Consider the following 11,895-nt stretch of genomic DNA (forward strand, 5'->3'; position numbering starts at 1 on the left):
CGATCCGGCCCGCTTTTCCCGACCTTGGCCAGTTTTCGGCCCCGATCGGGAGACTGGGCAGTCAAGACCGGCCTCAAGGGGCCGCCGGAGCGCAGATCGCAGGCCGGAATTGAGAGAACTCCTGCCGGATCCGAACCGGCATCGTGATTTTCAACGACGCCTTGGCGTCAAAGTTATTAGGCCTGGCGGCACAAAATATACGAGAAGACCTAGTCCAGGGCTTTCAAACGTTCCCGCCCGTTCGCGCCTGCACGCGAATGGGCGGTTTCGTTTCAGTCGGGGCCATTCGCGCCTGTCCACGGACGGTCGGTTTCGTCTCAGTCGAAGCCGTTCGCGCCTGCCCGAGGACGGGCGGGCACCTTCGTTTCAATCAGGTCTGCTTGCCAATCCGTTCGAGTGCGGTTTGCATCCCTCGGCGACAGGAGCGCCCTGCCCCTGTGCCGATCTGGCGCCCCGCAGGCCGGGCCGATTAGGCGTAGCGGCGTGTATCGGCCGCCCGGCCGGAGCCCGCCCCCGATGCTGCCGTGTGCTTGCCCTTGGCGGCACCGCTTTCGGTCGTCTGGCGGATTTCGCTGAAGAAATCGCGGATCTGCCCGGAGATCTGGTCGGACTGGCCGCGCAGGTCTCCAGAGACGACCAGGAAGTCGCGCGCGGCATCTTCCGTCTTGTCGATGGCCGCGGTCACGCCGGTCACATTGCGGGTCAAGGTGACCGTGCCCTGGGCTGCGTGCTGAACATTCATCGAGATCTCGCGGGTCGCCGCGCCCTGCTCCTCGATCGCAGCGGCAATCGTCGCCGTCAGCGTGTCGATCTCGCCGACGGTCGAGGCGATGGAGCTGATCGTGTCGACCGCCCGCGTCGTCGCACTCTGTATCTCGGCGATCTGCTGAGCGATGTCTTCCGTCGCCCTGGAGGTCTGGCCAGCGAGATTCTTGACTTCCTGCGCGACGATGGCAAAGCCCCGCCCCGCATCACCAGCCCGGGCCGCCTCGATGGTGGCATTGAGCGCCAGCAGGTTGGTCTGTTCGGCAATCGCCTGGATCAGGCCGATGACGTCGCCGATCTTCTGGGCCGTGACCGAGAGCAGGCCGACCTCGCGCGAGGCGCTGTCGGTGACCACATTCGCGCGACGCGCGACATCGGACGCACCGGTGACCTGCCGGGCGATCTCTTCGATGGAACTGGCCAGTTCCTCGGCCGCCGAGGCGACCGTCTGGACGCTGGTGGAGGTCTGCTCGGATGCGGCGGAGGCGGAAATGGCCTCATGGGACGCAGCGCCGGCGACCGACGACAGCGTGTCGGCGCGCTTCTGCATCGTGTCGGCCGCCTTGTCGACGGTGGCCAGCGAGGCCTCGACCTTGTCCTTGAAGCGGTCGATCGCCTCGGACAGACAGCGGGTGCGCGCCTCCTGCTCTTCCATCAGGATCTGCTGATAGGTGGAGATGGCGTAGTCGAGATCCAGCAGGACGGCCTTGTTGAGCGCCTGCAAAGCGCCCTGCGCCTTGGTGACCGAGAAGCGGTGCCGCTTCAGCACCACGGCGGTCAACTCGTTGAGAACAAACTGATATCCGGCGATGTACCAGCGCGGCTCCAGGCCGATGCGGCTATGCGCGCGGCCGATCCGGTTGATACTGCTTTCGTAGTCTTCGTCAAATTTCGCACTGAACAGGCGCTGCCAGTGCGTCTTCTGAGCAGACTCCAGGGCCGCCTGACGGTTCCCCAGGAGCTCCCTGAGCGAGGGCTCCATTACGAGATGCTTGTAGAATCCGGCAAGAATACCATCCAGGTTGGGCTCGACCACGGTCCAAAGGTCCCGCAAGGTCTTCCTGGTTGCTTCATCTATCCGTGCGAACTCCAGGCGCGTTCCCGAATACCTGCTTGCCGCTCCCGACATGGGTCATCCTTTCGATTTCACGCCAAAAAACCCCCGACGCGTTAAAAAGGATGACTCGATTCAGTTTACAGAGCACTAATTTCACCGAATAAATACGGATACTACTTTGGGTGATTGGAAGTTTTCCCGACATATCTAAAGACGTTTCGCAAAAACGAATCATCATGATCGGGTTTGACATCCGAAATTTCACGTATCTCTACGGAAGAAAATCCGGATACGCGAAAATTGACTTGCAATGAACGCAGCGCTCCGCGCGATACAACCGACAGAAATTCGAGAAGGATTTTGCAAAATCCGGTCTCAAAAACCCGAAATTTTGCATCAGCCTCCGCAACCGCCGCAATTCCCGCAAGAGGCACGACCGACGAACGCGCTCGGGACGTTATCCCCGCTCATGCAGGAGATCGTATGATCACGCCGAACGATTCGAACAGGGGTAATCACGCGGAGCCCGGCAGATTGATGCAACGAGCTGAAAAGCTGGCTGGGGCGGCAGGATTCGAACCTGCGCATGGCGGTACCAAAAACCGCTGCCTTACCGCTTGGCTACGCCCCAAATCGCAGGCCGCCTGTATAGCGAGCGCGCCCGCGCCGCGCAAGCAGCGCCTTAGGCCCGCGAAGCCGCGCGCACAGCTTAAATCCGCCCCGCCCGCCGTCATCCACAGGCAGGAAGAAAAACCTTTCACGCACAGGGTTGCGGAGCCCGATTGCCGGTGATATGAACCCGCCACACCACGGATGAGCGCCGGTCTCCCGGCCCGGAAAATCGCTCTCCACCCGACTGGCCCAGCCGGCGGGACGAAGGTTCGGAGTGTAGCGCAGCCTGGTAGCGCACCTCGTTCGGGACGAGGGGGTCGCAGGTTCAAATCCTGCCACTCCGACCATTCAAACTCAGATACACAGTTGAATTGCCGCAGCCCCGGTCCGGGGGCGATCGGCTTTTGCTTCGGCAAGGCTCCAGACAGCGCACGCAGCCGCCTGGGCAAGCGGATCCGCGACCCGATCCTTCCTCAGGACACGGCAACCGCGCGCGGCTCTGCCGACGCCTCCGGCTGCGGGCCAAGCAGCCGCAGCCCGCCGACCGGCAGGGGCAGCCCCCTTTCACGCAAGGCGGTGTCGATCTGCGTGAACACCGCATCCCGGCAATCCACATCATCGGCGAAGCTCGGCACCCAGAAGCGCACATGGTAGCGGATGCCGTCCACGTCGTAGGAGGCGACCCGCACGTCGGGCGCCGGCATCGCGACGATGATCCCGGCACGCGCCGCCGCCTCGGCCAGCAGAACCTTGGCATCGAGAACCGGAATGCCGTGGTCGAGAACGACCTGAACGCGGGTCCGATAGGTCCGGTTGGGCGCGCTGTAATTGACCAGCTTCTGGCGCGCGATCTGGCTGTTGGGCAGGATCACATAGGTGTCGTCCCGCGTCGACAGCCGCGTGGTGCGCCAGCCGATCTCGATCACCCGGCCATTGGTCAGGTCGTCGATGGCCACCCAATCGCCGATCCGGTACGGCGCCTCGACGCCAACCGCAATGCCGGAGAAGACGTCCGCCAGCGTGTTGCGCAGCGCAAAGCCCAGAACCGCGATGACAAGGCCGGAGCCGGCCAGCGCGCCGCTCAGGCTCTGTCCGACCACCAGCATCACCGTCGCGATGCCGGCTGCCAGAAACAGTGCCGCGGAAACGAGCTCGGGCAGCAGTTTCGGCACCCGGCGCCGACGGGAGCCGGTCCGCTCCAGCGCCAACCCGGCAAGCCGTCCGCCCAGCCAGGCAGCAGAGAAATAGGCCGCGCCTCCCGTCAGGACAAAGATGGCCCTGGCCGGCAGGCCCAACCCCAACAGCTCGAAAAGCGGCTGGTGCAGCAAGTGGGCGGCAACGAAGGCGGCCGTGCTCAGGCCCGGCCACATCACCCGTAGCACCGCATCCGACACCCGGCTCATTTGCGATACGCCGCCGTCTCGGGCCCTGCTGCGCGCAGGCGCGCCGAGCGCAGCATCAGGCGCGACTGAAGGGCCCTGTCAGACGGGAGAAGCGGCTGCTGGCAATGCAGACAGCGGGCGGCGGCGCGCGGCGATTCCTGCCGGCAATGGAAACAGATGAGGGGCTGTATTCTTCTGGACATCTTGCTCTCCGGGCGCGGCCGGCGGCCGCGCGAACTTGGGAAACCGTGAAGGAGACCCGGAGCAAGAACGTCTTGAAGCTTGGCTCAATACGGTTCTGCTCCGGGAAACACATGTGTCTCCCGGACGAACCCGAACAAAGATTTCAGAACTGCTTCAGACATGAGCCTGATCTAGGCATTAAAACCAAAAAGATCAAGGACATCGCACCTGCGACAAAAGTGTTCGCCGGCACTGAAAACCTGCCGGAAGAAGTAAAACCCGAACAGGAGGCGAAAGAAACGGATACCCGGCACAGCGCACATCCCAGCCGCTCCCGCGAGCAGAGCTGGAAACATGGACGAGCAACGTGCCGATGTGCTGAGATCCAAACTGAGGTGGAACAAGGACACATGATGCAAAAACCGGGAATGGCACTCGCCGCGCTGGCACTCACGATAGGCGCGGCCAGCGCGCAGACAGGCAGCACCACAAGCGCGGAATGGAAGATCGATGGCGGGCCGAACCAGACCGAGACCGTGATCACGTCAGGAGTGCTATGGAGCAAGCCCGAAAGCGGCGAGCCCACAGTGTTCGTCATGGCCTGTATCATGGACAGGCTAAGCTTGTGGTTCGGGCGCGACAGGGTTTTCGACGCAGATGCCGCCGAGGTGACGTACAGGATCGACGGGGGGCCGCCTCACTCCGTGTCCATGTCCGCTCTTGAAAGCAAGCGTACCTTCGGCCTCCTGGACGCCGAAACGGCCAAGCCCTTCCTGGATCAGGTTGTCGGGGGCCGGACGCTTGACGTGCTCCTGCGCGACAAGGACACCGTCCTCATCGAGGCATCATTCGATATCTCGCGCATGAGAGAGGCTTACGACATCGTCGTCCAGCCCTGCGGCAAGCAGGGCGCTCAGCCCTGACACGATCAGAAGCCCGAGGCTCCGCCCGCACGTTGTTGCCACCGCTCTGGGAACCAATGGGCCCCGGGTCGCGCTGCGCTTGCCCGGGGTGACGGCATAGGGGTGGTGCGAGGGCGGCAGCCACCGCCGTTCGGGCGGCGACCACCGGCGTTCGGGCGGCAGCGCCGAGGATTCAGTCGCGGCCGTTCGGGGTTACTGGATCCCGGTCTTCAGCTGCGCCGAAACCGGGATGACACTCTGTGCGTGGAGTTCGCGCCAGCGTGCCCTCGCAACCGCTCTGGCAGCCAATGGGCCCCGGCTCGCGCTTCGCTTGGCCGGGGTGACGGCAGAGAGGATGTGGGCCGTTGCCACTCTCACAGGCCGTCATCCCGGCTGCTCTTCCTCGGAGGTCATCCCGGCTGCTCTTCCTCCGAGGTCATCCCGGCCGCAGGCGAAGCCGGAGAGCCGGGACCCATTGGCACCCTGAGCGGGAGCGATACGGAGGACGGTGGCAGCGTAGCTCATGCGCTCCAGCCCCTCCCTCCGTGGGTGCGGGGTTGGTCCAGAGTACCTTCGCAAGGCCCTCGGTTCTCCGGTCCCGGGTCGCACTGCGCTTGCCCGGGATGACGAAACGAGAGGGTGGTGCGAGGGCGGCAGCTACCGCCGTTCGGGGTTACTGGATCCCGGTCTTCGGCTGCGCCGAAACCGGGATGACACCCTGTGCGGGGGGCTCGCGCGGACGTGCCCTCGCAACCGCTCTGGCAGCCAATGGGCCCCGGCTCGGCGCTGCGCTTGGCCGGGGTGACCTCGGTGGGGAGGCAAGTCTGTGCGCCCCTCCCCTAGCCCGCTCAGGCCCGCGCGAGGACAAGAGAGGCCTGAAGACAAAACCGGCGCAGGGGCGGTGACCGCTGCGCCGGTGGGTCGTGGTGGGGTGCTGAAGCTTGAGGGAGGGGCCGAGCTCCTTCCGACCCGGAAGGGGCCTCGGCACCTTCAGCTTCAGGACGGCCGCGCGGTTACTTCAGCTTGAGGAACAGGCCGGCGATGAGCCGTGCACGCTCCACGAGGCTGTCGACCTCGATATGCTCGTTGAGCGTATGCAGGCCCGCGCCGCGCACGCCGATGGAGTCGAGCGTCGGGATGCCGAGCGCGCCGGTGAAGTTGCCGTCCGAGCCGCCGCCGGCGCTGCAATGGGTAAGGTCGAAGCCGAGCTCGCCGGCGATGCCGCGAGCGGTCTCGTAGACGGCGAGCGTGCCCTCGTCCGGCTCCCAGACCGGCCGGGTGACGCCACGCGTCACCTCGATCACCACGTCGTTCTCCTCGCCGTTCAGCGCCAGCATGCGCTTCACGCCCTCGTCGAGGTCGTGCTGGCGCTTGGCCATGGACAGGACCTGCGCCTCGCAGGAGGAGGACACGCAGTTGACCCACTGGCCGGCATGGATGACGCCGACGGAGAAGGTGCAGTCTTCCGTGGTCATGGCCTCGATCTCGAGGATCTTGCGGGCCATGGCGGCAATCGCCGAACGGCCGTCCTTCAGCGCCCAGCCGGCATGGCTCGGCCGGCCGTAAGTCTTGACGTTGAAGCGGGCGATGGCGAAGCGCCCGGTGACGGCGGAGCCGTCATGATGGGCGGGCTCGGGCACCAGAACATACTTGTTCTTGCGCGCTTCCATCTCGATCAGCTCGCGGGTCGAGGGGGTGCCGACCTCCTCGTCCGGCGTGAACAGGACGGTGATCGGCAGCGGCGTCTCGATGCCGGCAAGCGCGAGCTGGCGCAGCACCTCGACGGTGACGAAGTTGCCGCCCTTCATGTCCTGGATGCCGGGGCCGTAGCAGCGCCCGTCCTCGACGCGCCAGGGGTTCTTTTCCAGCGTGCCGACGGGATGGACGGTGTCGAGATGGCCGGAGACGAGGATGCCGGGCTTGCCGAAGTCCTTGTGCGGCAGGCGCGCACGCAAGGATCCACCGAAGCCCATGCGGCCGGGGATGCGCTCGATCTCGGCGCCGACGGCGGCAAGATCATAGGCGGCAAGGTCCATCATCCGGTCGACGGCGGCGGCATCGTAGGTCGGGCTTTCGCACTCGATCCAGGGCTTGAGGCCGGCAAGCATCGTGTCCGTGTCGAACGGAAGGTCGAGATAGCTCATGGGAAGGTTCCTGAAACGGTTGCGGGGCGTCAGAGCGGCATGCGCTTTTCGACGATGCGGGCCATGATGCTGGCGCCGACCGGCAGCATGTCGTCATCGAGCAGGAAGCCGGGATTGTGGACCGGCACGTCGCCCTTGTGGCCGAGGGTGCAATAGGCGCCCGGAACCACCTTGAGCATGTCGGCAAAGTCCTCGCTGCCGGTCATCAGGTCCTTGGTGACCGTCGCCTTGGCCGCGCCGACGATCTCGCCCGCCGCCTCACGATAGGCCTCGGCCAGATCGGCATCGTTCATCAGCACGTCGAAGGTCGGACGCAGGTCGGCGATGATCTCGACGTCGTAAGCCTCGGCGAAGCCGGCGCAGATCTTTTCCGCACGCTGGTGGATGACGTCGCGCACATGGTCGGAGAAGTAGCGGATGGTGCCCGAGATCACCGCCTTGTCCGGCACCACGTTGTAGGCCGAGCCGGAATGGATCTGGGTGACGGAGAACACCGCCGGCTCCGTCGCCTCGACATTGCGGCTGACGATGGTCTGCAGGTTCTGCACCAGGGCGCTGGCGATGACGATCGGATCGCGCGAATGGTGCGGCATGGCGCCGTGGCTGCCGACACCGTTGATGGTGATGTCGAAGAAGGTGGCCCCCGCCATCGCCGGTCCCGGCTTGATGCCGAACTCTTCCGGCGGAGCGAGCGGGTTGTTGTGCATCCCGTAGATCTCGTCGCAGGGGAAGCGCTCGAACAGGCCGTCGGCGAGCATGGCGCGGGCACCGCCCAGCCCCTCCTCCGCCGGCTGGAAGATCATCACCGCCGTGCCGGAGAAGTTGCGGGTGGAGGCGAGATAGCGCGCCGCGCCCAGCAGCATGGCGGTGTGGCTGTCGTGGCCGCAGCCGTGGAAGGCGCCCGGGTTCTTGGACGCATACGGCAGGTTGGTCAGTTCGTCCATCGGCAGGGCGTCCATGTCGGCGCGCAGGCCGACCGTGCGTCCGCCCTCGCCGTTGCCCTTGATGATGCCAACGACACCGGTCTTGCCGATGCCGGTATGGACCTCGTCGACGCCCCACTTGCGCAGGAGTTCGGCGACGATGCCGGAGGTGCGGACCTCCTGGAACCCGATCTCCGGGTGCTCGTGGAAGTCGCGGCGGATGGCGGTGAGTTCGTCGGCATAACCGGCGATCTGCGGCAATACGGGCATTTCGAAATCCTCCAGGTATCGTTGTTGGCGCGTGGGATCAGGCCGTCCGCAGCTCGCGGAAATTGGCGAAGTCCCAGGCGCGGCCGGGGGCAGCCTCGATGAGGGCACGGGTGTAGGGATGCTTGGGGTCGGCAAGGACCCTTTCGGCGGCGTCATGCTCGACGACGCGGCCATGCTGCATGACCACCACCTCGTCGCAGATCTGCGCGGCGACGCGCAGGTCGTGGGTGATGAAGAGAATGGCGATGCCGAGCTTCGACTGGAGCTCATCCAGCAGCTCCAGCACCTGCGCCTGCACCGACACGTCGAGGGCGGAGACCGCCTCGTCGGCAACCAGCACGTCCGGCTCCATGGCAATGGCGCGGGCAATGGCGATGCGCTGGCGCTGACCGCCCGAGAACTGGTGCGGGTAGCGGTCGACGGCATCGTCCGGCAGGCCGACCAGCTTCAGCAGCTCGCGGGCTCTCGCCATCGCCGCGTCCCTGTCGGTGCCAAGGTTCAGCGGCCCTTCGATGAGGCTGCGGCCGATGGTCCAGCGCGGATTGAGCGAGCGGAACGGGTCCTGGAAGACGATCTGGATGTGCCGCCGGAGCGGCCGCAGCTCGCGCCGCGACAACTTGGCGATCTCCTTCTCGGCAACGCGGATGGTGCCGTCGGTCGGATCGATCAGCCGCATCACGCAGCGCGCCACGGTCGACTTGCCCGACCCGCTCTCGCCGACGATGCCGAGCGTGCGGCCCTTGGCGATGGTGAAGGAGACCTCGCTGGCGGCGAGCGTCTCCTTGCTCTTCCGGAAGACGCCGTGCGAGCCGTAGACCTTCTGCAGCCCGTCGACGGAGATCACCGGAGCGCCCTCCGGCACGGGACGGGCGGCGCGCGGGGTCAGGCTCGGCACCGATTTCAGCAGGCGGCGGGTGTAGTCTTCCCTGGGCCGGCGCAGCAGCTCCTCCACCGGCGCATGCTCGACAAGCTTGCCGAACTGCATGACGTGGACGGTGTCGGCGATCTCCGCCACCACGCCCATGTCGTGGGTGATGAACAGCACCGCCGTGCCGTGCTTTTCCTGCAGCTCGGCGATCAGGCTGAGGATCTGCTGCTGGGTGGTGACGTCGAGCGCGGTGGTCGGCTCGTCGGCGATCAGCAGCTTCGGCTCCAGGATCAGCGCCATGGCGATCATGATGCGCTGGCGCTGGCCGCCCGACAGCTGGTGCGGATAGGAGCGATAGATGCGCTCCACGTCCGGCAGGTGCACCTGGTTCATGATGTCCAGGACGCGGGCCTTCTTCTCCCGCGCTGGAAGCTTGGCATGGGTGTCCAGCACTTCCTCGATCTGGGCGCCGACGCGCATAACCGGGTTGAGCGCCGTCATCGGCTCCTGGAAGATCATCGAGATCTTGCTGGCGCGCATCTGGCGCATCGCCTGGGGCGAGAACTCCAGGAGGTTGCGGCCCTCCAGCTCGATGCGGCCGCCGGTCACCTCGAGCGCGCCCTTGGGCAGCAGCCCCATGACGGCGAGCGAGGTCACCGACTTGCCCGAGCCGCTCTCGCCGACGAGACAGACCGTCTCGCCCTCGCGGATCTGCAGCGAGATGCCGTCGAGGATCGGCTGCGCGGACGCATTGCCGGCAAGGCGCACCGTCAGGTCGGTGATGGTGAGGACGTTCGGAGCCTCGTCGAATGTGCGGGTCTTGAACAGCATGGTCAGGCCTCCCGCTTCTTCAGGCGCGGATCGAGCACGTCGCGGGCCGTGTCGCCGAGCAGGTTGATGGACAGGATGCACAGCGACAGCATCAGGCCCGGCCAGAAGATCAGCGAGGGCTTGAGCTGGAAGTAGACGCGGCCCTCGGCCATGATGTTGCCCCAGGTCGGGATCTCGGTGGAAACGCCCGCGCCGAGGAAGGAGAGGATCGCCTCGGTGAGAATGGCGGAGGCGCAGATATAGGTGCCCTGCACGGTCAGCGGTGCCAGCGTGTTGGGCATCAGGTGCTGCCACAGGATCTTGGGCATGGAGGAGCCGAGGGCGATGGCCGCCTCGACATAGGGCTCCTCGCGCGCCGACAGCACGACGGAGCGCACCAGGCGCACCACGCGCGGGATCTCCGGGATCGTGATGGCCGCCATGACCGACCAGATGCTCGGCCCGTTGAGCGCGACCAGCGCGATGGCAAGCAGGATCGAGGGGATCGCCATCAGACTGTCCATCACGCGCATGATGATGGCATCGGCGGTGCGGAAGAAGCCGGAGACGAGGCCGATCATCAGGCCGATCAGCACGCTGACGACGGCGGCGCCGACGCCGATGAGCAGCGAGATGCGGCCGCCGGTGACGACGCGCGAAAGCACGTCGCGGCCATAGGCATCGGTGCCGAGCGGATACATCTCGCTCGGTCCCTTGAGCCGCTGGACGGCGTCCATGGTCATGGGATCGTGCGGGACGATGACGGGCGCGAGCAGCGCCGAGGCGGCGATCACCACGAGCACGATGGCGGCGATCACGGGTCCGGCGCCGAGGCGCCAGCCGGCCGGCAGGGCGATGGCCCCGAACAGCCACTGCATGCGGGAGGCGGGTTGCGGGTCAGCCTGCATCGCGCGCCCTCCTTTTCCTCTGGGCAAGGGACGCAAGGTCCTGGAACGGGCGGGCCATCAGTAGCGGATCCTCGGGTCGAACAGGGTGTAGGACAGGTCGATCAGCAGGTTGATGAAAACATAGAGACCGCTGGTCAGCAGGATCATCGCCTGGATGACGGGATAGTCGCGGGCAAGGATCGCATCGACCGTGAGCCGGCCAATGCCGGGGATGTTGAACACGCTCTCGGTCACCACGACGCCGCCGATCAGCAGCGCGAAGCCGGTGCCGATGATGGTCATGATCGGCACGGCCGCGTTGCGCAGCGCATGGCGGAACAGGACGATGCGCTCGGTCACGCCCTTGGCGCGGGCGGTGCGGATATAGTCCTCGCCGAGCACTTCCAGCATGGAGGCGCGGGTCATGCGGGCGATCAGCGCCACATAGATCGTCGCCAGCGTCAGGCACGGGAGGATCGCCCTTGCGAGGAAGCGGCCGAAATCGTCGGACGGGGCGGCGTATCCCTGCACCGGCAGCCAGCGCAGCTCGATCGAGAAGACCTGGATGAAGATGTAGCCGATGACGAAAACGGGGATCGAGAAGCCGAGCACCGAAAAGCTCATCACCGCGTAGTCGGCCCAGGTGCGGTGCCGCCAGGCGGCGAGCACGCCCATCGGCACGGCAATCGCCACCGACAGCAGGATGGTCATGATGGCGATGTTGATCGTCGGCCAGATGCGCTGGCCGATCATCGTCGTGACCGCCGTGTTGGAGATCAGCGAGGTGCCGAGGTCGCCCTGCAGCAACAACCCGACCCAGGTGACGAACTGGACATGAAGGGGCTCGGACAGACCGAGCGAGGTGCGGATACGCTCCAGCTGGGCGGGCGTTGCCATGTCGCCGGCGATGATCGCCGCCGGATCGCCCGGCGTCAGCCGCAACAGCAGGAAGACGAAGACGGCGACGATGATCATCACCGGGATGACGGCGAGGATGCGCCGCAGGATATAGCCTAGCATCGCGGGTTGCTGCTCCTGGACCTGGTTGCGCGGAACCGCTTGTTCCGCCGGACGTCGAGGTGCGAGGGCCCA

8 protein-coding genes and 2 tRNA genes are annotated in these 11,895 nt (G+C 65.8%); 2 read left to right on the plus strand and 8 right to left on the minus strand.

What is annotated here, in order from left to right:
- Window positions 1-469 precede the first annotated feature (469 nt).
- Entirely contained in the window at window positions 470-1,894 is a 1,425-nt protein-coding gene (locus tag ACVJ6E_RS02375; protein WP_120269057.1) for a globin-coupled sensor protein, read from the minus strand.
- Between the two features lie 484 nt (window positions 1,895-2,378).
- A tRNA-Gln gene (locus ACVJ6E_RS02380) sits at window positions 2,379-2,453 on the minus strand.
- Between the two features lie 251 nt (window positions 2,454-2,704).
- Here ACVJ6E_RS02380 and ACVJ6E_RS02385 point away from each other — a divergent pair.
- Window positions 2,705-2,781 (plus strand) — tRNA-Pro (locus ACVJ6E_RS02385).
- Between the two features lie 126 nt (window positions 2,782-2,907).
- Here ACVJ6E_RS02385 and ACVJ6E_RS02390 read toward each other — a convergent pair.
- Window positions 2,908-3,837, minus strand: a complete 930-nt coding sequence (locus ACVJ6E_RS02390) for a mechanosensitive ion channel family protein (RefSeq protein ID WP_120269056.1) — start codon at window positions 3,835-3,837, stop codon at window positions 2,908-2,910.
- Between the two features lie 104 nt (window positions 3,838-3,941).
- Here ACVJ6E_RS02390 and ACVJ6E_RS02395 point away from each other — a divergent pair, with 104 nt between their 5' ends.
- On the plus strand, window positions 3,942-4,922 hold the full coding sequence (locus ACVJ6E_RS02395) for a hypothetical protein (protein WP_147421865.1): 981 nt from the start codon (window positions 3,942-3,944) through the stop codon (window positions 4,920-4,922).
- A gap of 992 nt (window positions 4,923-5,914) precedes the next feature.
- Here ACVJ6E_RS02395 and ACVJ6E_RS02400 read toward each other — a convergent pair.
- The 5 genes from ACVJ6E_RS02400 to ACVJ6E_RS02420 are packed head-to-tail and all read right to left on the minus strand — an operon-like array spanning window position 5,915 to window position 11,823.
- A complete protein-coding gene (locus ACVJ6E_RS02400) occupies window positions 5,915-7,045 on the minus strand; it encodes a M20/M25/M40 family metallo-hydrolase (RefSeq protein WP_120269054.1) in 1,131 nt (376 codons plus the stop codon).
- Window positions 7,046-7,074: 29 nt separating this feature from the next.
- Window positions 7,075-8,238 carry a M20 aminoacylase family protein gene (locus ACVJ6E_RS02405; RefSeq protein WP_120269053.1) on the minus strand — a complete coding sequence of 388 codons (1,164 nt, stop codon included), beginning with the start codon at window positions 8,236-8,238 and terminating at the stop codon, window positions 7,075-7,077.
- A gap of 37 nt (window positions 8,239-8,275) precedes the next feature.
- A complete protein-coding gene (locus ACVJ6E_RS02410) occupies window positions 8,276-9,937 on the minus strand; it encodes an ABC transporter ATP-binding protein (protein ID WP_120269052.1) in 1,662 nt (553 codons plus the stop codon).
- A 2-nt stretch (window positions 9,938-9,939) separates the two neighbouring features.
- Window positions 9,940-10,824: an ABC transporter permease gene (locus ACVJ6E_RS02415; RefSeq protein ID WP_120269051.1), complete on the minus strand. Its 885-nt coding sequence runs from the start codon at window positions 10,822-10,824 to the stop codon at window positions 9,940-9,942.
- A 57-nt stretch (window positions 10,825-10,881) separates the two neighbouring features.
- On the minus strand, window positions 10,882-11,823 hold the full coding sequence (locus ACVJ6E_RS02420; protein WP_120269050.1) for an ABC transporter permease: 942 nt from the start codon (window positions 11,821-11,823) through the stop codon (window positions 10,882-10,884).
- Window positions 11,824-11,895: the final 72 nt, after the last annotated feature.

The sequence above is a fragment of the Stappia sp. G46H5W genome (genome assembly GCF_058448995.1).